The sequence below is a fragment of the Streptomyces sp. SYP-A7185 genome, from assembly GCF_046103685.1.
Lineage (GTDB): Bacteria > Actinomycetota > Actinomycetes > Streptomycetales > Streptomycetaceae > Streptomyces.
Genome location: NZ_CP122310.1, coordinates 9,315,014 through 9,336,456 on the forward strand (window position 1 = coordinate 9,315,014; position 21,443 = coordinate 9,336,456).

Genomic DNA, 21,443 nt, shown 5'->3' on the forward strand with positions numbered 1-21,443 from the left:
TTCGCACGAAGCGTTGTGCCCCCTGTGTCCCCGAGCACAAAGGCTGCCCGGACAGGCTGTTCATGTCCTGTGCCGGGTGGGAGTCGGGACGTGGGGTTCTCAGATCACTTCGTTGAGTTTGCCGTTGGCTACGTCGAAGATGAATCCTCGTACGGCGTCCTTGTGCAGGATGAACGGGTCGGCCTTGATCCTGGCGATGGACTGCCGCACATCCGTGGTCAGGTCCGTGAAGGCTTCTGCTGCCCAGGGCGGGCGGATCCCCGTCTCACGTTGGAGATCGTCCTTGAAGCCGTCGTCGGTGAAGGTGAGCATCCCGCAGTCCGTGTGATGGATCAGGATGATCTCGGTGGTGCCGAGCAGGCGCTGGCTGATGGCGAGCGAGCGGATCTCGTCATGCGTGACGACGCCGCCCGCGTTGCGTACGACGTGCGCCTCGCCCTCGTGCAGGCCGAGCAGGGCATAGACGTTGAGGCGGGCGTCCATGCAGGCCAGGACGGCCACATGCTTGGCGGGCGGCAGCGGCAGCGGTCCTGAGAAGGACTTCGCGTACAACGCGTTGTTGGCCAGCAGTTCATCGGTCACAGACATGGTGATCCTCTGTTCGTGTGTCGTCGCGGGCGTGCTGGGAGTGCGCGACAGCACGGGCGCAGGACGCCTCGTGCCAGGTACGCGCAAGTCGCCTACCGACAGAACAGATCGAACAGATAGGCGCGCCGGGAAGGCCAGAAGTATTCCAGGGCGCCATGGGGGGAGGACACGGATCCAGTTAACGCTCGTCCCATCCGATTGGCAATGAGACCTCTGTTCGGGGCGGCGCCGGGTGACGGGGTGCCGGAACAGGCCGTCTGCGTACGGGCATTGCGAGGAATCGGCCTCAGGCCCGGTCGGAGGACGCGGGCGCCCGCAGCGAGGAGGACTGGCGGGCCAGCGACCGCTTCAATGCTGCTCCTACGGCCGCGGGGATCTCTCCGCCGTCGGTACTGGCCACGATCTTTTCTGCGATGTGCCGCAGCTTGATGTTGGTGCGCTGGTGGGGCGTGTCCACCAGGACTTCCCAAGCACGGTCGGCTCCGCAAGATCCCACCGCCATCAGCACGCCGCGGGCCTGGTCCACCGTCGACCGGGTGACAAGCGCCTGACGCAACTGCGTGTTCTCTCGCCGTAATTCCTCCACATCCGCCGCCAGAGGGGAGAGGACAGCTGCCCCATGCTGTTCCGCATCCGGAGGCGGCGACATGAGAGGTCGTGCCGGCGCCTGGCCGGACGGGCAGGGCGATGACTACCGCTCGAAACGCCGTTCACGGCTGAGCTTGCGGCTCAGCTGACTCGCGGTCGCGGCTTGACGGGCCCTCGCCACCAGGGCGCGGGACTGATGGTGCGTGGTGTCCAGTTGTCTGCGCAGAACGTGCACGTCGACTGCCATGCTGTGTGGCTGCCCGAACCCCGTCCGTTTATGGCAGGCCTTCGCGGGCGAGCGCCTGTGCGACGTTGTGCCACTACGGGTGGCGATCATCAAGTGGCGACGACCGCGTCCCCCGGTCCGCGCCGCTCCCATCCCGCCACGGAGAACGCGGCCCCTCCCGCGCACACGGCAGAGAGGCGGCTCGGCGCTGCTCTCGCGCGCGTTACTGACCTTTCCGATGAGTTGTCGGGGGTGACGCTGACGGTGCTTCGCGCTATCCCGGTGATATGCGGTATGCGCAAGGAGGTGGGCTCAGGACTCATGAACAAGCTGCCCGGGAACGGATACGGATGCTGGCGGCAGAGGGTTTTGAGCAGGGTGAGAGGAACTCGGTGATCGCGAAGGGCCTTCGCGTGAGTGTCCGTTCGGTTGAGCGGTGGCGGCGGGCATGGAGGGAGAACGGCACCGCTGGCCTGCGCTGTTCGGGACCGGCCAAGAGCCCGAAGGTGAGCCTTGAGAAGTTCGCTGAGCTGGAGGAAGAGCTGCTGCGGGGATCGGTGTTCCACGGGTGGCCGAACGAGCGATGGACACTGTCCCGGGTGCAGGCCCTCATCGCCGAAAAGCTGGGTGTGAGCCTGTCCGTCCGCGGAGTCTGGGAGTTACTGCGGCGTCACGGCTGGTCCTGCCAGCAGCCCGGGCGTCGGGCAGTGGAACGGGACGAGGCAGCCGTTGCAGGCTGGGTGAAGGAGACCTGGCCATCGGCAAAGCCACCGCGGCGGCGCTCGGGGCCTGGCTCGTCTTCGAGGACGAAGCCGCTGTCACGATGACGTCGCATCGTGGACGCACCTGGGCGCCGAAGGGGAAGACCCCGGTGGTCCGGTTCAATGGCGCCTCCCGCGGCCGAGTGACCCTGGCCGCACTCGCCTGCTACAAACCCGGCGAACGCAGCCGGCTCATCTACCGGCCACGGATCCAGGGCCACCACCTGGGCGCTCAACGAGGCTTCACCTGGCAGAACTACCGTGACCTGCTCGTGCGCGCTCATCTCCAACTCGGCGGCCCCATCGTCGTGATCTGGGACAATCTCAACGTCCACCGCAGTGCCGCAATCCGCGACTACGCAGCCGAGCACGACTGGCTGAGCATCATCCAGCTCCCGTCGTACGCACCGGACTTGAACCCAGTAGAAGGGATCTGGTCTCTTCTGCGGCGGGCCGTGACAGCCAACACCGTCTTCGCCAGCCGGGACCACCTCGTCCAGACCATCCGCAGCGGCCTGAGACGCATCCAGTACACACCGCCCCTCATCGACGGATGCCTGGACAGCACCGGTCTGTCGATCACGACGTAACCTCCGACAACTCATCGGAAAGGTCAGTAGGCGGATGTTAGCGGGGTGGGAGCTTTGCGTTAGCGGTCCCGATCAGAGTGGGGGGTGTTCCGGCGAGGGAACGCCACCCGCTGTCCATCGGGGGGATCTGCCATGCGCTCCAACACCACTGCCCGTGTGGTGCGTCGTCGCTCCGCACGCGCTGCTGCCGCGGTCCCGACCGCTGCCGCCAGTCTCGCGTTCGGGGGCTTGCAAGCGCGGTGACGTGGGAGGGCCGGGCACCCCGCCGCAGGTGTTTTTCGCATCTCTCTGTGGCTGCCAAAGGTCGGGCGCGTCCCAGCCCGGCGTTCCAGGCAGCGTGCGTTCTGCCTGCTCAGAGGGTCTTCTTGCGTTCCAGCGTCCCTGATTGCCCGGATGTTGTGGCGGTCTGGAGGGATCGCCCCGCAAGCTCGGGGGGTGCGCATCCGGGAGATCTTCCGGCGCCCCGCAGCGCGCGGAGCACTGCGCGTTCATGACGGCGCGCCCACCTCCGCGGGCGGGCGTGCCGTGGAGCCGGCCCTCGCCCATCCTCGTCGGGCCTTCTGCCGCATCTATGACAAGAGGAGTTCGCACATGATTCGCAAGCGTTCACGCCTGCTCGCCGCCCCGGTCGCGGCGGTGGCCCTCGCCCTGACCGCTGCCGGGTACCAGGCCAACGCGGCCGGGTCGCCGGACGAGGGAGGCGCGGCACGGTCCGGCAAGGCCGCCGGGGCGGCCCCCTGCCTGTCCGGCGCCACGACGCTGATCGGTGACCTCGACGGTGACGGCCGCCCGGACAAGATCATCAACCCCGGGCACACCGGCACCAAGATGACGGTGCAGTGGGGAGCCGTCGACGGCTCCTTCGGCAGCAAGAAGAACGTGGCCACGCTCCTCGGCGCGAAGCCGGGCGAAGTCGCCACCGCCGCGGTCGCCGACTTCCAGAACGACGGCACCCTGGACATGGTCGTCAACCTCGTCACACCCTCCGGCGCGGACGACCCCAACCCCGCACGAGTCGCGGAATTCCGCCCCGGCCCGCTCAAGCGGTCGAACCTGGGCTCGGCCGGCGCCCGGCACTCCGACATCGGCGAGCAGGGCGAGGCCAAGCAGCTCCGCGTCGCCGACTACGGCGGCGACGGCTACCCGGACCTGGCCGTCCTGAACAACGCGGGCGACGGCGTGTGGGAGCGCTCCATCCGTCTGACCGAACCCGGCGGCGGACCCGGCGCGTATGACTACGACCTACAGCAGAAGTACGGCCAGACCGGGACCCCGGCCGAGCCGCCGGCCATGCCCACCGACGGCTGGAAGCACTTCTACAAGAACTGTTCCTGACCGCGACCGGGCGCCGCCGGTCCGCCACTTGGCGCACCCGTGGTGGTCCCGGCCGTCCCTCAAGGCACCCCTCCGGTCCGCCGCCTCCCAAGATTCCGGCCGATCGGCTGACTGCGGAGGTGCCCTGGCACCCCCCGCGGCCCCACAAGTAAGGAAATTCGCGTGTCCAGTTCGACCCCGGATACTCCGGTCTCTTCCGCTTCGCCGACAGCTTTACCGACGACCAATAGGGTGCGGGTCGCCGTCAGCGCCCCCGATCCCATCAGCCGCGAGGGAGTCTTCAGTCAGTTGCGTCGGCACCCCGAGGTCCAACTGGAAATGGACTCGGGCCCCGCCACGGTGGCGTTGCTCATCGAGGAGACCCTTGACGAGGCCGCGCTGGCCCGGCTGAGGCGCGCGGTACGCGTCGAGGGAGCGCGCGCGGTGCTCGTCGCGGGATCGATCCACGAACGCGAACTCCTCGCGGTCATCGAGTGCGGTGTGGGCGCCATCGTCTGGCGTCATGAGGCAACCGCGCAGCGGCTGGTCCAGGCGGTGCTGACGACGGCCAGGGGAGGAGGCGACCTGCCGGCGGACCTGCTGGGGCAACTCATCGGACAGGTGGGCCGCTTGAGCCGGGGCGGCAGCGAACTGTCGGGAGGTTTCCGGGGCTTCACCAAGCGGGAAGTGGACGTCGTGGCGCTGGTGGCCGAGGGGTTCGACACCTCGGAGATCGCCCTGAAGCTCTCGTACTCCGAACGGACCGTCAAGAACGTCATGCACGGCCTGACCACACGCCTGAACCTGCGCAACCGCGCGCACGTGGTCGCCTACGCCCTGCGCGAGGGCTACATCTGATCGGCCGGATTCCCGGACGGCCATCGGGCGGATTCCCGAAACGGCCGTCGGACGGATTCCCGAGACGGCCGTCGGCCGGATTCCCGGGACGGCCATCGGACGGGCGCCCCTGGCGGCCTCTTGGGGCAGCGCACGCTGCCCCCGCGTCATCCCCGACGGACCTGCACGCCCGCCGCCCCTACGGGCACGATCGATGGGGCCGTCCTCGGCCGGCAAGGCAGCGAACCGCAGGTGGGAGCGCAAGGGTGATCCATGAGGTGGACGAGGTGCTCAAGGGCCTCATCGGGGGCGGGGCGCTGTCCGGGTCCGGCATCGACGTGTCCTTCGACGTGCCGACCCGCGACTGGGCGGCCCGGCGCAACGCGCCCGTGGTCAACGCGTACTTGTACGACATCCGGGAGGACGTCTCCCTGCGCCAGCGCGGCCATACCGGACTGCGCGACGAACGGGACGTCGTCGTCCGCCGCCGGCGTCCCCCGCGTTGGTTCCGGCTCTCGTATCTGGTGACGGCCTGGACGAAGACGCCGCAGGACGAGCACCGTCTGCTGTCCGCGGTGCTGGCGACGTTGCTGCCGCACGAGCTGTTGTCCCCCCAGGCGCTCCCGGACGCGCTGGGGCGCCTGGGCCTCTCGGTTCCGGTGGCGGTCTCCGGCAGCCGGTCGGAAGCCAGATCCCTCGCGGACATCTGGTCGGCCCTGGGCGGAGAGCTCAAACCCTCGCTGGACGTGGCGGTGACCGTGCCCTTCCCGGCGCACCCCGACTACGACGCGGGACCGCCGGTCACCGAAGGCGCCACGGTCCGGCTGCGCGCCGCCGACGGCGGCCCGCCCCGGTCGGAGGACCGTTCCCACCGTCCCCGCCAGGTGGCGGCGGCCCGTGCCACTCGTGAGCAGTCGGCAGCCCGCACCGCCCGCGAGCAGGCGGCAGCCCGCCGCAGGCAGCAGTCATGAGCATCCCCGCCCTGGATGGCCACGCGCCGACCGCCCCTCGCCCGCAGGAACCGGCCGCCGCAGGACCCGCGCGCCACCTTCTCGAACGACTGGGCGCGCTGCGGCACACGGTGACCGCCCTCGTCGAGGCCCGCTCCGCCGGCGACCCCACCGCGGACGACCCCCTGCGCGGCCTGTACCTGTCCGAGCAGGCCGTACGTCATCTGCTGCACGCCTGGCCACGTACGGCGCCCGAGGTGGACACCGCCCCCGAGGCGGACATCCCGACGGAGGCGGACATCCGGCCGCCGGGGGCGTCGGCAGCACACGGCCGGGGCTCCGGCGACCCCGACGACCGCCTGCCCGGCATCGCCGCCCGGCTGGGCCTGACCGAGTTGGACGCGGCCGTCCTGCTCATCGCTCTCGCCCCCGACCTCGACCGCACCTTCGAGCCGCTGTACGGCTACCTCAACGACGACGTGAGCCGCCGCCGCGCCACCGTGACGCTCGCCCTGGAACTGTGCGGGATCCCTGCACACCTGCCCGACGCTCGCGCCCGCTTCCACCTCTCGGCGCCCCTGCGCTCGCTGGGTCTGCTGGAGGTAGAGGACGCCGAACGGCCGCTGCTCACCCGCTCTTTGCGCGTGCCCGACCGGGTCACCGCCCATCTGCTGGGTGATGCCACCCCCGATGCCGCGCTGTTGGACCTGTTGCAGCCGATGCCGGTCCCGCAGCACGGCGCCGCGCACGACGAGACCTTCGTGCGACGGCTCGCCGCCCGGCTCGGGGCGGGGCCCTGCACCGCCTATCTACAGGAGCACCGGGAGGGCGACGCCCTGGCCGCCCTCGCCTCCGCTCTGGACGCGGCGGGCCTCGGCGCCCTGCGCTTCTCCGGTTCCGCGGACCAGCTGCCCGAGTTGTTGCGTGAGGCACGCCTGACCGGTCGGGCCGTGGTCGTGTCGGGCCTGCCCGACCCACCGGGCCCCCTGGTCGCCCAACTGGCCGCCGCCACCGACGTCACCGTGCTGCTCGCCGACCCGCGCCCGTACGATCCGCAGTGGTCCGCCCACGATCCGCTGGTGCTCCAAGCCCCCCGCCTCCCCGCGGGCGGCACGGCCACCTGGCACAGCGCGCTGGGCGCGGCGGCCGACGGCTTCGACCTGGCCGCCACCGTGGCCCCCTACCACCTGGGCGCCGAGCGCATCGGGCGCGCCGCACAAGCCGCCGTGACGCTCGCCGCCTTCGACGGGGCCCCGCTCTCCGCCGCCCACGTGCGGCTCGCCGCCCGGCAGCAGTCGGCCTCCGGCCTCGAACAGCACGCCCGCCGGATCCGGCCCGACGTGACCTGGCAGGACCTGGTCCTGCCCGCCGCGCCCCTAGCCCAGCTCCAGGAACTCGCCCTGCGTGCCCGCCACCGCGACCGCGTCCTGGGCGACTGGCGGCTCAGCGCGGGCGGCGGACGCGGCCGCGGGGTCCTTGGACTCTTCGCGGGGGAGTCCGGCACCGGCAAGACGCTGTCCGCCGAGGTGGTCGCCGCCGATCTGGGCGTGGACCTGTACGTGGTCCAGCTCTCCTCGATCGTGGACAAGTACGTGGGGGAGACCGAGAAGAACCTGGAGCGGATCTTCACGGAGGCCGACCGCACGGACGCCGTACTCCTCTTCGACGAGGCCGACGCCGTCTTCGGCAAGCGCTCCGAGGTCAAGGACTCCCACGACCGGTACGCCAACATGGAGAGCGCCTACCTGCTGCAGCGCCTGGAGTCCTTCGACGGCATCGCGCTGCTGACCACCAACCTGCGCGCCAACATCGACGACGCGTTCACCCGCCGCCTGGACCTGGTGGTCGACTTCCCCTTCCCCGAGGCGGACCAGCGCCTGGCGCTGTGGCACCACGGCCTGGCGCACGTCCCCCATGCCGAAGGCATCGAACTGGGCCCGCTCGCCCGCGACTTCGAGCTGGCGGGCGGCTCCATCCGCAGCGCGGTGGTCACCGCCGCCTACCTGGCGGCCGGGCGGGACGAGCCGGTCGCGGCGGGCGACCTCCTGGAAGGGGCCCGCCGCGAATACCGCAAGGCGGGCCGACTCGTCCCGGGCGAGGCCAACTGGTGACCGCGGGCCACCGAGCGCCGGCGCTGACCGGAGCCCGGTGGCCCAAGGGGGCCGGCACACGCCGTCACACGGTGAAGCGGACCGCCTCCAGCTGCTTGTACTGCTCGATGGGGCTGCCGTGGTACTTCCACCCGCCCGGGTCGGTGCACACCCGGCCCATCCACTGGCCGCCCTTCACCCGGGCGTCGCTGCACACGACGCCGTCGAGGACCTGGAAGGTGTAGCCCTCCAGAGCGGGATCGGCGCTCTTTGAACTGCCGAAGTACAGGTTCTTGCCGTCTTCCGCGTCCGACCAGGGGATCTCCTTGCGCCACCCCTCGCCGACCCAGGCGCCGGTGCCCCTGACGCCCTTGGTGTTGACCACCGCGATGTTCAGCGCCTTGATGGGCGTGCCCTTGCCGACCGTGCCGGCCTCGCTCCCGTCGCACACCGGGTCCTGCCAGCCCTTGCCCGCGACGAAAGCGCGGTAGCAGACGTGCCGGCCCTCGCTGCGTTCGGCGAGTTTGCGCACCGCGTCGGCCGCGGTCGCCTTCTTGGGCTTCGGGGGCTTGTCGCCGCCGCCTCCGCCGCCCCCGCCGCCACCGCCCGAGCCATCGCCCTCGGGCTCCTTCTTCTCGTCGTCCTCCGGCTTCGCCTCGGGAGAAGGCGGCGCACTGCTGATCGGCGGGGGCGGACTGGACGGCGCGATCTTCCCGGCCTCCACGGGCTTCTCCCGCGCCACGCTCTTCACCTGCGGCTTGTACGACAGCCAGATCACGACGAAAGCGATGGCGAGCGCGAGCAGCAGGGCGAAGGTGGTGGCCAGCCAGCCGGGCAGGAACCCGCGCTGCACGAAGGTGCCGTCCACGTCCATCGGCTCGGTGCCCGAGCGCCGTACGGCCAGCGTGTAGGGCTGTTCCTGCTTGGAACCGAACCAGGTGATCTGCCGGGGGCGCAGCGTGGTCTTCACGAACGCGGCCCGGCCCGGCTCGATCTGGATGTTGCTGGGCTGCAGGTCGTACGAGAGGCGGTCACCGGTGTCGCTGCCGCTGAGCGAGGCGGTGACCTTGGTGTTGCCCAGGTTGTCCACCGCGAGCCGCGGCCGCCCCCGCAAGCGTCCCTTCACCGTCGGTGGCACCAGCTCGGCGCGCACCTCGGTGAAGGGGGTGATGGTGAGGTTGCCCTCGGGCACGGTCACGGCGTCCGGGTGCTCGGTGGGCGTGATCCGCACCGCGTACGGATGAGGTCCCGCGGTCGCGTCGGGCGTGCGCGGCGGGGCGAACGTCAGCTCCACCGTGCCGGTCGTACCCGGGTAGAGCCGCAGCGAGGGCGGCTCCACCGTGGTCCAGGGCGACAGATCACCGACCGGTTCGAAGCGGTACTCGTCGACGATGTCACCGGTGTTACGCACCTTCAGCCGCACGGTGGTGCTGCTGCCGGGATCGACGGTCGCGGAAGCGGGTTCCAGAGAAGTCCATAGGCTCACGCCCCGACGCTAGGAGAAGCAGCGCGGGACGTCAGGAGTCCGCCGGGCATACCTGGCTGCCTGGAGGGGCAGCAGCGATGTCCTGCGGTCCCGGACGGATCAGCGTGAAGCCCGCAGGCACCGCTCCTGGGCGCATCGGGCCGGTGACCGCACCCAAGCCCCGCCCCACGAGCGTCGGACACGAACGGCGAACGGCCGCGACGCCTCCGAACTCTGCCCGATCACGCCACCCACCCTGCCCCTCCGTCCCTGGCGCCGAGCGTGTTGCGGCGAGTATCCCGGACGTGCCCCACCTTCACGCCGCTGCACCCCTACCTCCCTACCCATAGGCAAGAAAGAGAGACATTTGTGCGCGATCAATCCGGCGAAAAGAACAACGAAGGCAGCGTCAGCCGGCAGCAGCGTCAGCGTTCGACAAGCCGTAGGGCCGGCCCTCAAGGCCTGGCGGCAGCCCAGGCGTCGGCAGGCAACGCGGCCGTGGTCCAGATGCTGCGCAACGCTGGTCATCCCTGGGCGCAGGACCAGCACCAGCACGGTCCTGACTGCGGTCACCGCAGCGACGGGCCGGCCACCGTGCAGCGGCGGGTTGCCGTCAGCAATGAATTCGCCGGGCCGGAGGCAGAGATGCAGCAGGCGAAGGCGGAGGAGGCCGGCATGCAGCGGGAGAGTCTGGACAAGGTCCTCAAGAGCCCGGGACGGCCGCTGGAACCCCAAGTCGCCAGCGAGTTGGGCGCGTTGATGGGTTCGAACTTCTCCACCGTGCGCATGCATGACGACGCGGCGGCGGCGGAGTCCGCCAAGATGATGGGCGCGCATGCCCTCACCGCGGGCGAGCACATCGTCGTCGGCGACCGACCGTTGGACCGGCACACGATGATCCACGAGCTCGAGCACGTCAAGCAGCAGCGGAGTGGAGACGTCGAGGGAACCGTTCAACGCAGCGGTATCAAGGTCAGCCACCCCGACGACAAGCATGAGAAGGCGGCGGAGGCCACCGCGCATGCCCTGAGCAGTGCGCCCGCCCCCGCGCCCTCGGAGCATGCCGAGGCCCACGCCCACGGAGCACACGCGTCGCACGACGGGGACGCCCTCGCCGCGCCCGCTGTCCAGCGACGGGTGAGCTTGAAAGACCCGGAAACGTCGACCACTCAGGCGCTGGATAGTTTCGACGATGTAAAGGCGTTCCTCCGTCAGTTCAAGGTGTCGGTTGAACTCATTTACAGTGCACGTCATCATTTGTCTCCGCTGCGCGCGGCAGGTGTCATGGGGTTTCGCCTCGTCCCGGCTGTCGACCAGGTACTGAACGACAGCGAAGCTCGTGTGTACGAGAAAAGCGCAGACGGCGCGAAGAAGCTGGCCGAAGCAATCTGCGAAAAAATCGGCGACCCCCCCAAGGAGGCAGCCGGGAATCGCGCTGAAGCAGGGCCGACCGGCCCCAGCAAGAACATGTCGGTCTACGACATGGCACCGGAACTCCTGCAGCGACTCTCCGCAGCCAGGCCCGGTGCCGGTCGCCCCGCCGCGCAACCCGCCGTAGGTCTCGGCACCGCGGGGCTGGCCGACGCTCTGTCGCAGAGGGTTAGGCCGGAACTCGCCCAGCGGACCCCGGAGAATCCGATATCGGCAGGGTTCATGGAGGGCGTGAGCGGAGCCGTCACCGGCCGCCTGGATGCGCTGTCCGGGGGCCCGCAGGCCCCGGAAAAGACCGTAGAAATGGTGCGTTGGGGTCTCTGGACCGCAAATAATCTGGAGAAAGCAAATTCGGTGGTGGAGGAAATCGCGAATCGGGCCAGCGAAAGCGAAGGAAAGGGACTTCGCAATGATTGGGAAGCTCTGAAGTCCGAGAACGCCAAAAAGGCACTGTCCTCCGCCACGGGCTCCGCGGCGATGGGGATGGGGATCGGCAAGGCCATGTCGGCTGTCCCGCACCCGATCGTCAGCGCGGCGGGACGGGCTTTGTCGATGGTCGCCGGAGGCGTGGCGGCGCACAACAAAATCGCCGACCAGTACGAAACCATCGAGCGCTTCCAAAAGGAGCATCCGGCGGTATTCGAAGCCGTCAAGCGTCAGCGTGATGCGGATCTGCGCGGCATGTCCGCAAGGAACCACGAGACCATCCAGGACGTATGGGCCAACTCCGAATGGGGGTGAGCCCGCGAGCGTCGGCGGATTCTCGTGACCGGTGCACGGCGAAGTGCCCTCGCGGGCATCGGCGTTGCCCGGGTCATGGCACCCGAGGACATTCCCCCGCTGCTCCGCGCCGAGCAGGCTGAAGAAGTCCCGTCTCGTACCCCGAGGAGATCAGAGCATGCCGTCCTACTTGTCGCCCGGCGTCTACGTCGAGGAGGTGTCCGGCGGCTCGCGCCCGATCGAGGGAGTGGGGACCTCCGTTGCGGCCTTCGTCGGACTCGCGTCGTCCGGCCCGCTCAACGAGCCCACGCTGGTGACCAACTGGACCCAGTACGTCGCCGCCTTCGGCGACTTCACCGACGGCTACTACCTCGCTCATGCCGTCTACGGCTTCTTCAACAACGGCGGATCGGCCGCCTACGTGGTGCGGGTGGGCGGCGCCGCCGAAGGGTCGAGCGGGTCGGTGGCGGGCGGCAGGAACACCGCCGCGGTGAACGGCGCGGCGCCCGCGCCCGCGCTGCCCGCCGCCGAGCCCCGGCAGCTCGGCACGTTCTCCGTGGCGGCCACGGCACCGGGCGCGAACGGCCCGCTGAGCGTGGAGGTCGCCGACCCCGAGGGCGAAGGCCCCGCCGAGCGCTTCAAGCTGATCGTCAAGAGCGGTGACAAGCAGGTCGAGACCTTCGACGTCAGCGCCAAGAAGGGCAACCGGAGCTACGTCGTCACGCAGGTCAAGGAGCGCTCCAAGCTCATCACCGTGACGGAGAACGCCTCCGGTGCGCAGCTGGCCCGCCCGGAGAACCAGACCGTGGCCCTGCCGGCGCCTCCCGCCCCGGCCCCCGTGCCCGTGGCGACGGAGCAGGACGGCGGCTCGCACCCCGGCCCGGCCCAGTACCTGGGCGACTCCGCCGACCGCACCGGCTTCGGCGGCCTGGAGGCCATCGACGAGATATCCATGGTGGCCGTCCCCGACCTCATGGCCGCCTACCAGCAGGGCGCGATCGACCTGGAGGCCGTCAAGGCCGTGCAGCTCGGGCTCATCGCGCACTGCGAGCTGATGGGCGACCGGGTCGCGGTCATCGATCCGCCGCCGAGCCTGAACGCCCGTCAGATCCGGGTGTGGCGCCAGGAGACGGCCGGCTACGACTCCAAGTACGCGGCCCTGTACTACCCCTGGCTCAAGACCTTCGACCCGGCGTCGGGCAAGGCCCGCATGATGCCGCCCAGCGGTCACATCGCCGGCATCTGGGCCCGCAACGACGCCGAGCGCGGCGTGCACAAGGCGCCCGCCAACGAGGTCGTCCGCGGCGCCATCGACCTGGAGCTCCAGATCACCCGGGGCGAGCAGGACCTGCTCAACCCCATCGGCGTCAACTGCATCCGCGCCTTCCCCGGCCGCGGCATCCGCGTCTGGGGCGCGCGCACGCTGGCCTCGGACCCCGAGTGGCGCTACCTGAACATCCGCCGCTACTTCAACTACCTGGAGGAGTCGATCCTGATCGGCACCCAGTGGGTGGTGTTCGAGCCGAACGACCACGCGCTGTGGGCCCGGATCCGGCGCAACATCTCGGCGTTCCTGGTCACCGAGTGGCGCAACGGCGCGCTCTTCGGCCAGCGGCCCGAGGAGGCGTACTACGTCAAGTGCGACGAGGAGACCAACCCGCCGGAGTCGGTGGACCTGGGCCGGGTCGTGTGCGAGATCGGTGTCGCGCCGGTCAAGCCCGCCGAGTTCGTGATCTTCCGGCTGTCCCAGTTCTCCAGCGGCAGCGGGGAGCTGGACGAGTAGGGCGCACGTCGCCCCCGGCCCCGGCCTCCGTACACGGCCCGCGTACGCCATCGACGAAGCACTAGAAGGACAGCGATTCCATGAGTCTCATGCAGGGTGACTCCCTCACCTCACACAACTTCGGTCTGCAGATCGACGGGGTGATGGTCGAGTACCTCCAGGAGGTCAGCGGCCTGACGCTCGAACAGGACATCATCGTCAGCCAGCAGAACACCGCCCAAGGCAAGATCGAGACCGCCATCCTGCCGGGCGTGCAGAAGAACGGGCAGTGCACCGTCGTGCGCGGCATGACCCAGTCGTCCGCGTTCACGCAGTGGATCAACGACTCGATCACCGGCCGCATGAGCACGGCCCGCAAGAACGCCTCGATCATCATGATGGACTACGAGGACAACCCGGTGAAGCGCTACAACCTGCGCAACGCCTGGTGCAGCAAGATCGACGCCAGCAGCCTGAAGGCCGGCGAGGCCGCCGTGCTGACCGAGACCGTCACCATCGTCTTCGAAGAACTGGTCATCGAGTAATGCGTCGCAAGGCTGCCGGTGCGCCGGACACGGGCGCGGCCGTCGCGGCGCCCCCGGCCACCACCCAGACCGCGGCGGCGGGAGCGGAGTCCCCCGCTCCGTCCCCCGCCGCCGCTCAGCCCGACCCCGCACCGCGGGTGCTGCGCACGGAGTTTCCCTTCCAGCTGCCGCGCGGATACGTGGACGAGGCGGGCACCGTGCACCGCGACGGCGTGATGCGCCTGTCGACCGCGCGGGACGAGCTGGTCCCGCTGCGCGATGTCCGCGTCCAGGAGAACCCGGCGTACCTGTCGGTGGTGCTCCTGGGCCGGGTCATCACGCGCCTGGGCTCGCTGCCGTCGGTGCACGACGGCACGGTGGAGAACCTGTTCGCCTCCGACCTGGCGTTCCTCCAGGACTTCTACCGTCAGATCAACGCCGAGGGGCACACCCGCGCCGCCGTGCAGTGCCCGCACTGCTCCGAGCCGTTCGAGGTGGAACTCGGCGGGAGCCGCCTGGGGGAATCGTGACGTACGCGACCGACCGACTGCACGAGGAGATCGCGTACGTCGCCTATCACTTCCACTGGAACCTGGAGACGATCCTGGACCTGGAGCACCACGACCGCCGCCGCTACACGGACCAGATCGCGTCGTTCGTGACGCTCGCCGGCGCGGAGGGCTGAGGGGTGGGGTTCTTCGATCGGCTGCGGGCACGGAACGGCGGCGGCACCAGAGGGGTGGATGCGTTCGAGGGCGCCGACCTCGGGGGTTCGGCGACCCCCGACACCGCCTCCGACGCCCCGGCCGCCACCGCGTCCGGCAATGGGGCAGCGGTCCCGGGCGCCTGGTCCGGGCTGGCGCCGATCCAACTGGCCGTGCGCGGCGGCGGATCCGGCGTGGCGGACTCCGCGTTCGGGAGGCGGCTGTCCACGTGGCAGAACCCTTCGTTCACGGCAGGGTCGTCACGCCCCGGCGTCCTGGATGAGGCCGCGTCGAGCAGCCTGGTCTCCGCCGCCTCCACCTCCGCGCCGTCCGGGCCGCTGAGCGACACGGCGCGGCCGGTCACTGGGCTTGAGCGGGCCGGTAGGGCGGCGCCCTGGACGCCGTCGTCGCCGTTGCCGTCGGCGCGGCAGATGCCGGTGGCTCCGTTGCGGGAGGTGCAGCGGGCTGCGCTGCCCGCCGCTTCGGAGGTCTCCGGAGCGGGGGAGCCGCCCCAGGCAGGTGCGTCCGGCGGCCCGATGGGGCCTGCCGCCTCCCGTCCCTCGGTGGGGACCGCGGGGCCGGCGGGGTTGACCGCCGGGCGCACCATGTCCCGGGTCTCGCAGGGACCTTCGGGCTCCGCCGGCGGAGGGAGGCGCGCGGCACCTGCCCGGTCGGGCACAGAAGCCGGCCGTACGGGACTGGGAGCCGCGCGGCGGCCTGCATCGGCGCCGGGGGGTTCGCCCGTGACCGCGTCCGTGCCGGTGCAGCGTGCGGCGGCGCCCCAGGGACACGGCACCGGGCCGCGGGGCGGTGGCCTGGCCTCTCTACCTCAGGGGCCACGACGCCCCGAGGCACAGAGTTCCGGCGGACGACTCCCTGAGCCGCGGATCGTGCAGCGCTCGCGTGCCGTGCAGGAGGGGAGCGGGACGCCGCCGGTCACGCCGTCCCGCGCGCCGAGCGCTGCCACGCCCTCGCCCACCCCGGCCCGCGGCATCCGCGTGACGTCCGCCCCGGCCGCCGTGCCCCCGTCGACCACACGACCTCCCGCTCTGACCAGGGCGCCGCTCGCGCCTGCGGCCGCCGTGCAGCGCCGCGTCCTGCCGGTGGCCCGTCGGGAGGTTGCGCCGGCTGCCGCGTCTGACCGGGCGGGGACGGCTGCTTCGGGAGACGGGGGAGGCGGAGCGTCCACTCCGGCAGCTCCCTCCACGGATATGTCGTCAACCGGGCCCAGCGCTCCTCCCGTGCCTGGGCCGAGTCCTTCGTCGTCGGCGGCGGCGCCGGCCGCCGAGAAGGCGGCCGACCACCGCCACCAGCCGTCCGCCGCGGGGCCGCTGGTGCAGCGGGCGACACGGAGCGCCGACACCCCCGTGCCGCCGGTGTCGGGTTCTTCGTGGCCGGCGGCGGCCTCCGACGCGCGTGCGGCGAGGAGCACCCCTGCTGCGGAGCAGGGTGCTGCGCGTGCTGAGGAGAGCAGAGCGCTGTCCGCGAGCGGAACGACCTCTGCACGGCTGCCGAACCCTGCCGGGCGCAGGCCAAGTTATGACGCGTCGATACCGTCCGTGCACCCCCAGCTCCCGCCGGTCCAGCGCCGCACCTCCCACCAGGCCCCCCGCCCGGGCCTCGGCGCCCCGGTCACCTCCGACGCCCTGCCCAAGGCGCCGACGCCCGCACCGCCGTCAGCCACGCCACGCACAGCGGCACCCTCGGACCTCGGCGCCGCCACCGCACCGGCCACTTCCGCCGAGCCGTCGGCACAGCAGCCCGCCACGCCCCCCGCACCCCCGGTCCAGCGCTCCACGGTGCCCACCGGCAAGCCCGCCCCGCGCGGCCGCATCCCCCTCGGCGCGCCGGTCACCGCCCCGCCCCCGGGAGCCGTACCGCTCACGGACTCGCTGCGGCAGGGGCCTGCCCCCTCACCCGACGCTGACCGCTCACCCAGTGGTCACCGCACGGCTCCGCCACCGGTCCAGCGGGCCCTCGCCTCCCACTCGCCCGCCACGCCGAGCAGCCCGGCGAGGCCCCGCACCGCCACACCGATCCAGCAGCCCACCTCATCCGGCGCCCCCACCCCGACCACCTCGACCGCCCCGCAGTCGCATGCGGCGCCAGGCCCGGATCGCCCGAAGGAGACGCCCACCCCGAGCGGGCCCACGGCACCGCCGTCAGCAGCCGTTCAACGCGCCGTCACATCCCACCCGCGCACCGCGCCCGCTCCCTCGCCGCGGCCCGCGCCTCTCCCCGGTTCGACGCTGCCGCCGGTCCGGCGCGCCGTCGACACCACCTCGCCCACGGAGGCTGCTGCTGCGCCGGGGCAGGCGGCGCCTGCCGTGCCACCCGTGCGGCGCGCCGCCGCACACCCGGTCTCCGCACCGGACCGGGCCGCCGCGCAGCCCGTCCACGAAGCATCAGGACCCACTGGACCGGCCCTGTCACCGGTCCAACGAGCCGTCACCCCCAGCTCGGCCACCACACCGGCTGCCTCACCCATGCCTACGACGCCCACCGCACTGCCGGTCCAGCGCGCCTCCGTGCCGGACACCGTCTCCGCCCCGCGCCAGGTCCCCGTACCGCTCGCCGGCACCACGACCACGCAGCCGGACTCCGGGCCCGCGCACCCCACCGGCTCCACGCCCGTGCAACGGGCAATGGGGCCCTCACCTGCCGAGCCCCTGACGCCGACCCTCCCAGCACCGCGCGCCGGCACCCCCGCAGTGCGGCCCGTGCAGCGCGCCACCACCCCCGACGCGCATGCCTCGACGCGCACCACGACGGCACCCGCCGATCCCGCCCCGACACAACGCCTCCGTACACCCCACGCCCACGCCACCCCGCAGCCGCGGGCGCCACGCACCACACCGGCCGCGCCCCGCGAAGCCGCGCCGCAGCCGAGCAGCCTGCCGCAGGCACCGGCAACCCCCCGGCCGAACGCCGCGGCGCTGCCGCCGATCCAACGACTGGCCGAACCAGGCACCTTCACCCGGCCCGGACCGGCCGCCGCCCCGGCCGTGGCGCGTCCTCCCGTGCAACGCGCCACCCACCCCGGTGCGCCCGTACATCGCTCCGTCACCGCACCCCGGCCACCCCTCCCGGTAGCCCGCCTGGCCACCCCCTCGACCCCGTCCCTGGGCACGGCCGCCCAGCCCTTGCCCATAGCCCGGACGGGCAGCACCGCAGCGCCGGGCGCCGGCGGGGGGCCCGTCGTCCAGCGGGGTCTGCGCTCGGCGACCCGCTCGGCCACCGGGGCGCTCGCGGCCGCCGCCGCGACCACCGCCGCGTCGGCACTGGAGCGGATGTGGCCGGGCAGCCAGCAGGAGCAGCGGGGCCGGCAGAGCGGACCGGAGCAGGAGACGGTCTGGGACGACCCCCTGCCGTTCCCGCCCGACAGGAACACCTCCTCGGCGACGTCGTCCGCCGCCGGAAGCAAACCGCCGCCCGAATACACCCGCGTGCCCAAGGGGACGTTCGACCCCAAGGACCTCACGGACTTCCAGCTCGACGAACTCGTGCACCGCATGATCGGCCGCATCACGCGCCTTGTCCGCACCGAACTCCGCATGGACCGCGAACGGATCGGCAGGCTCCGCGACGACCGCCGCTGACCCGACCTCCCTTCCTCCCGGTGCGGCCGTGCCCGCCGCAGCCACAACAGCACCACCCTCAGCACCGACAGAAAGGCCCACCCGCGATGCCCCGTCAGGACCCGGGTTCCACGATCTGGTTCAGCCTGTCCATCGACGGCCAGAGCCTCGGCTTCTTCAACGGGTGCGAGGGGCTTTCCTCCCAGGTGGAGATCGAGCACCGGCAGGAGGGCGGCAACAACGGGTTCGTCTGGCAGCTGCCCTCCCGCGTCACCTTCTCCACCATCCGCCTCACCCGCCCCCTCACTCCGGACACGACGAAGGTCGCCAAGTGGATCTCCTCCGTGCAGACGGGGATCAAACGGCCCACCGCCGAGATAGCGGCGCTGCGCGCGGACGGGTCGCAGGTCGCGCGCTGGGGTCTGATCGACGTGCTCCCCGTCAGCTGGCAGGGCCCCCGGCTCGACCCCAGCAGCCCGGCCGTCGCCACGGAGGTCCTGGAGATCGCCCACCACGGGTTCACGGACTGAGAGAGCCGGAACCAGCAAGGGGCCCGGGGTCCGAGTGACCCGGGAGTCCGGAGAGAGGAGCAGGAGACACCCACATGCCCAAGAGCAATGGCGCCGGCAAGAGCCTCGTTCGCGCAAGCCTCGCCATCCACGAGCCCCCGGTCGGCACCAGCACCACGCCGGGCGGACTCATCAAGACGTTCAAATTCGACTTCAACCCGGCGCAGTTGACCATCGGACGCCGCGCCAACTGGACGATGACGCCCACCGCGGACAACCGCGACGGCGCGATGCCGGAGTTCATGGGCTCCGAGCAGCGCGAGATGAGCGTGGAGATCTTCCTCGACTCCTCCGACCGGCCGACGAGCAACGAGGTCCTGAAGAAGGTGCAGACGCTCCTCGACTGCTGTGGGGTGACCGCCAAGAGCAAGAAGGCCGATCAGCCGTCGCCGCCGTGGGTCGTCTTCCAGTGGGGGTCGTTCAAGACGGCCCGGTTCACCGCCTACGTCGCCTCCGTCGACGCCTCGTACACCCTCTTCGGCACCTCGGGTGTCCCCATCCGGGCCACCTGCCAGTTGCGGCTCCACGAGATCCCGCGCGACGCCCCGGGGCAGAACCCGACCTCCGGCGCGCTCACCGCGCAGAGCGTGCACCGGGTCGTCGCCGGCGACTCGCTGCAGTCGCTGGCCTGGCGCGAGTACGGCGACGCCACGGCGTGGCGGGCCATCGCCGAGGCCAACGGGATCGACGACCCCTCGACCCTCAGGTCCGGTACGGAGCTCGTGCTGCCCGCGTTGCAGGAGGTGGGTCGCTGATGGCCGACGTCGCGTTCTCCAGTGTCATGAAGGTGAAGCTCGGCGGGCGGAAACTGCCCGATGAGTACGCCCGGATGTTCGTCGACGGCTGGGTCGACCAGGGCGCCGGAGTGCCGGCCGCGTTCCGGATCACCTTCCGCGACCCGCACCGTCTGCTGCTGAAGGAACTCAACGTCAAGTTCGGCACCGAGGTGGTGCTGACCCCGGTGGCCGACGGCCAGGGCTCCGGCGAACCGCTGCTCACCGGCGAGGTCACCGCCCTGGAGGCCGACTACGACGGCACCGGCTCCTTCACCGTCATCCGGGGCTACGACCTCGGGCACCGCTTCCTGCGCCGGCGCCGCGTGGTCGCCTACGCGAACGAGACCGCGTCCTCGATCGTCAAGAAACTGGCCGGGCTCGCGGGCGTGCCCATCGGGAAGATCGAGTCCTCGAAGGGGACCTACGAGTTCATCAGCCAGGCCAACGTGACCGACTGGGATTTCATCGCCCGCCTCGCGGACGAGAACAAGATGGTGATGTCCCTCGACGCCAAGGGCAAGTTCAACTTCGTCTCCCCGAAGCCGTCAACCGGCGCGCCCTCACCGACCGGCGCGCGCAGCGCGAAGAACCCCCTGGTCCTGAAGTCCGGGACCGACATCCTGCGCCTGCGGACCTCGGTGACCGCCGCCGACCAGGTGGCCGAGGTGGAGGTGCGCGGCTACGACGTCGCCAACGCGCGCGAGATCGTGGAGACGTCGCGCCGCGCCAACAACCCCGTCTTCTCCATCGGTTCCTCGCCGAAGAAGGCCGCCGCGGCGTTCAAGAAGACCAAGCTCGTGCAGACGTCACTGCCCTACGACAAGGGGCCCGAGGTCAAGCACGCCGCCGACGCGCTCTTCGACGACGTGTCCTCCTCGTTCTCCGAGCTGGAGGTCGTCGTCCACGGCAACCCCAAGCTGCGCCCCGGTGTGCCGGTCGCGCTCGCCGACGTCGGCTGGCCCTTCCAGGGCAAGTACACGACGACCTCCGTGCGGCACGTGTTCGGCAACGGGCAGCGCTACGAATCCTGGGTGACCGTCAGCGGCCGCCAGTGGCGCTCCTTGTACGGGCTGACCTCGGGTGGCGCGGAGAGCGCGCCGCGGCTGCCCGGTGTGGCCAACGCCGTGGTCACGGACGTCGACACCAAGGACCAGCAGGCGCGCGTGAAGCTGAAGTTCCCCTGGCTCGACGACACGTACGTCAGTGACTGGACGCGCTGTGTGCAGCTCGGCGGCAAACGCGGCGGCGGCATCTTCCCGCTGGACGTGGGAGACGAGGTCCTGGTCGGCTTCGACCGGGGCGCGCTCGACCATCCGTTCGTGATCGGCGGGCTCTACAACGGCAAGGACAACCCGACCCGCAACAAGGCGCCGCTGTACTCCGGGGCGCGCAACCAGGCCAGCCGTCACACCATCTCCGATCGCACGGGTAACCGGGTGGACCTGCTCAGCCAGCGGGTGGGCACCAACCGGGGGGTGCGGGTCGCCACGGGCGACGACAAGCTGACCGTCCATCTCGACCGTGCCAAGACCGAGATCACCGTGGACAGCAAGGGCTCGGTCACCATCAAGGGCAGCCGCTCGGTGACCGTGCGGGCGGGCACGGACCTGACGCTGAGCGCCAAGCGCAATGTGTCCATCCAGAGCGGCGGGATGCTCAGCCTGCGGGCCGCCGGCGCCGTCAACGTGAATGCGGGCGGCGGCGGATTCAGCGTCAACACGTCGTTCTTCAACGTACGGGCCGCCGGCATGGCGTCCCTCATCGCGACCGGCGGGGTCACGGTGAACACCGTCGGGGCGATGGCGCTGACCTCCGGCGCCACGATGGCCCTGAACTCGACCAACATCGGGCTGAACGGCGTGGTCCTGGTCAACCGCAAACCCCTGCCCTTCTGATGGCACAGGCCATCCCGTCTGTGTGTCCCGCACTTCGCGTTCCCCACTGCCTCCTCCCCTTCCTCACCCCGCGAA

21 protein-coding genes are annotated in these 21,443 nt (G+C 71.1%); 15 read left to right on the forward strand and 6 right to left on the reverse strand.

What is annotated here, in order from left to right; genetic code table 11:
- Positions 1-99 precede the first annotated feature (99 nt).
- From QBL25_RS41085 to QBL25_RS41095, 3 genes are all read right to left on the reverse strand, one after another.
- Positions 100-588 (reverse strand): beta-class carbonic anhydrase, encoded by a 489-nt coding sequence (locus QBL25_RS41085; RefSeq protein WP_409062077.1) that lies wholly within the window; start codon positions 586-588, stop codon positions 100-102.
- Positions 589-874: 286 nt separating this feature from the next.
- Positions 875-1,237, reverse strand: a complete 363-nt coding sequence (locus tag QBL25_RS41090; protein WP_409062078.1) for an ANTAR domain-containing protein — start codon at positions 1,235-1,237, stop codon at positions 875-877.
- Between the two features lie 42 nt (positions 1,238-1,279).
- Positions 1,280-1,423, reverse strand: coding sequence for a hypothetical protein (locus QBL25_RS41095; RefSeq protein WP_409062079.1), 144 nt, complete (start codon positions 1,421-1,423; stop codon positions 1,280-1,282).
- Positions 1,424-1,689: 266 nt separating this feature from the next.
- Between QBL25_RS41095 and QBL25_RS41100 the strand changes: the two genes are divergently transcribed.
- The 6 genes from QBL25_RS41100 to QBL25_RS41125 all read left to right on the forward strand — a co-directional run bounded on the left by QBL25_RS41100 (position 1,690) and on the right by QBL25_RS41125 (position 7,965).
- Positions 1,690-2,229, forward strand: coding sequence for a winged helix-turn-helix domain-containing protein (locus QBL25_RS41100; protein WP_409054986.1), 540 nt, complete (start codon positions 1,690-1,692; stop codon positions 2,227-2,229).
- A complete protein-coding gene (locus QBL25_RS41105) occupies positions 2,226-2,753 on the forward strand; it encodes an IS630 family transposase (protein WP_409054987.1) in 528 nt (175 codons plus the stop codon). Before QBL25_RS41100 ends, QBL25_RS41105 begins: the two co-directional genes overlap by 4 nt.
- Positions 2,754-3,344: 591 nt before the next feature.
- On the forward strand, positions 3,345-4,088 hold the full coding sequence (locus QBL25_RS41110; protein WP_409062080.1) for an FG-GAP repeat domain-containing protein: 744 nt from the start codon (positions 3,345-3,347) through the stop codon (positions 4,086-4,088).
- Between the two features lie 162 nt (positions 4,089-4,250).
- Positions 4,251-4,925, forward strand: coding sequence for a LuxR C-terminal-related transcriptional regulator (locus QBL25_RS41115; RefSeq protein ID WP_409062081.1), 675 nt, complete (start codon positions 4,251-4,253; stop codon positions 4,923-4,925).
- 245 nt (positions 4,926-5,170) lie between these two features.
- Complete coding sequence (locus QBL25_RS41120) at positions 5,171-5,875, forward strand: DUF4255 domain-containing protein (protein WP_409062082.1); 705 nt, start codon at positions 5,171-5,173, stop codon at positions 5,873-5,875.
- Positions 5,872-7,965: an ATP-binding protein gene (locus tag QBL25_RS41125; RefSeq protein ID WP_409062083.1), complete on the forward strand. Its 2,094-nt coding sequence runs from the start codon at positions 5,872-5,874 to the stop codon at positions 7,963-7,965. The genes QBL25_RS41120 and QBL25_RS41125 overlap by 4 nt, the downstream gene beginning before the upstream one ends.
- 64 nt (positions 7,966-8,029) lie before the next feature.
- Here QBL25_RS41125 and QBL25_RS41130 read toward each other — a convergent pair whose 3' ends face one another.
- Positions 8,030-9,430 carry a hydrolase gene (locus QBL25_RS41130; protein ID WP_409062084.1) on the reverse strand — a complete coding sequence of 467 codons (1,401 nt, stop codon included), beginning with the start codon at positions 9,428-9,430 and terminating at the stop codon, positions 8,030-8,032.
- A gap of 348 nt (positions 9,431-9,778) precedes the next feature.
- Between QBL25_RS41130 and QBL25_RS41135 the strand changes: the two genes are divergently transcribed.
- From QBL25_RS41135 to QBL25_RS41155, 5 genes are all read left to right on the forward strand, one after another.
- Positions 9,779-11,581: a DUF4157 domain-containing protein gene (locus QBL25_RS41135; RefSeq protein WP_409062085.1), complete on the forward strand. Its 1,803-nt coding sequence runs from the start codon at positions 9,779-9,781 to the stop codon at positions 11,579-11,581.
- Between the two features lie 157 nt (positions 11,582-11,738).
- Complete coding sequence (locus QBL25_RS41140) at positions 11,739-13,343, forward strand: phage tail sheath subtilisin-like domain-containing protein (RefSeq protein WP_409062086.1); 1,605 nt, start codon at positions 11,739-11,741, stop codon at positions 13,341-13,343.
- A gap of 80 nt (positions 13,344-13,423) precedes the next feature.
- On the forward strand, positions 13,424-13,867 hold the full coding sequence (locus QBL25_RS41145; RefSeq protein WP_361195981.1) for a phage tail protein: 444 nt from the start codon (positions 13,424-13,426) through the stop codon (positions 13,865-13,867).
- A complete protein-coding gene (locus QBL25_RS41150; protein WP_409062087.1) occupies positions 13,867-14,376 on the forward strand; it encodes a hypothetical protein in 510 nt (169 codons plus the stop codon). Before QBL25_RS41145 ends, QBL25_RS41150 begins: the two co-directional genes overlap by 1 nt.
- A complete protein-coding gene (locus tag QBL25_RS41155; protein ID WP_409062088.1) occupies positions 14,373-14,531 on the forward strand; it encodes a DUF6760 family protein in 159 nt (52 codons plus the stop codon). The genes QBL25_RS41150 and QBL25_RS41155 overlap by 4 nt, the downstream gene beginning before the upstream one ends.
- Here the strand turns inward: QBL25_RS41155 and QBL25_RS41160 are convergent.
- Both QBL25_RS41160 and QBL25_RS41165 read right to left on the reverse strand, forming a co-directional pair.
- A complete protein-coding gene (locus QBL25_RS41160) occupies positions 14,480-15,157 on the reverse strand; it encodes a hypothetical protein (protein ID WP_409062089.1) in 678 nt (225 codons plus the stop codon). The two genes, QBL25_RS41155 and QBL25_RS41160, sit on opposite strands and share 52 nt — an antisense overlap.
- 1,335 nt (positions 15,158-16,492) lie before the next feature.
- Positions 16,493-16,618 carry a hypothetical protein gene (locus tag QBL25_RS41165; protein ID WP_409062090.1) on the reverse strand — a complete coding sequence of 42 codons (126 nt, stop codon included), beginning with the start codon at positions 16,616-16,618 and terminating at the stop codon, positions 16,493-16,495.
- A 418-nt stretch (positions 16,619-17,036) separates the two neighbouring features.
- Between QBL25_RS41165 and QBL25_RS41170 the strand changes: the two genes are divergently transcribed.
- The 4 genes from QBL25_RS41170 to QBL25_RS41185 all read left to right on the forward strand — a co-directional run bounded on the left by QBL25_RS41170 (position 17,037) and on the right by QBL25_RS41185 (position 21,368).
- Entirely contained in the window at positions 17,037-18,149 is a 1,113-nt protein-coding gene (locus QBL25_RS41170) for a hypothetical protein (RefSeq protein ID WP_409062091.1), read from the forward strand.
- A gap of 86 nt (positions 18,150-18,235) precedes the next feature.
- A complete protein-coding gene (locus QBL25_RS41175) occupies positions 18,236-18,658 on the forward strand; it encodes a phage tail protein (protein ID WP_409062092.1) in 423 nt (140 codons plus the stop codon).
- 74 nt (positions 18,659-18,732) lie between these two features.
- On the forward strand, positions 18,733-19,452 hold the full coding sequence (locus QBL25_RS41180) for a LysM peptidoglycan-binding domain-containing protein (RefSeq protein ID WP_409062093.1): 720 nt from the start codon (positions 18,733-18,735) through the stop codon (positions 19,450-19,452).
- Positions 19,452-21,368, forward strand: a complete 1,917-nt coding sequence (locus QBL25_RS41185) for a VgrG-related protein (RefSeq protein WP_409062094.1) — start codon at positions 19,452-19,454, stop codon at positions 21,366-21,368. The genes QBL25_RS41180 and QBL25_RS41185 overlap by 1 nt, the downstream gene beginning before the upstream one ends.
- The last annotated feature ends 75 nt before the right edge of the window (positions 21,369-21,443 follow it).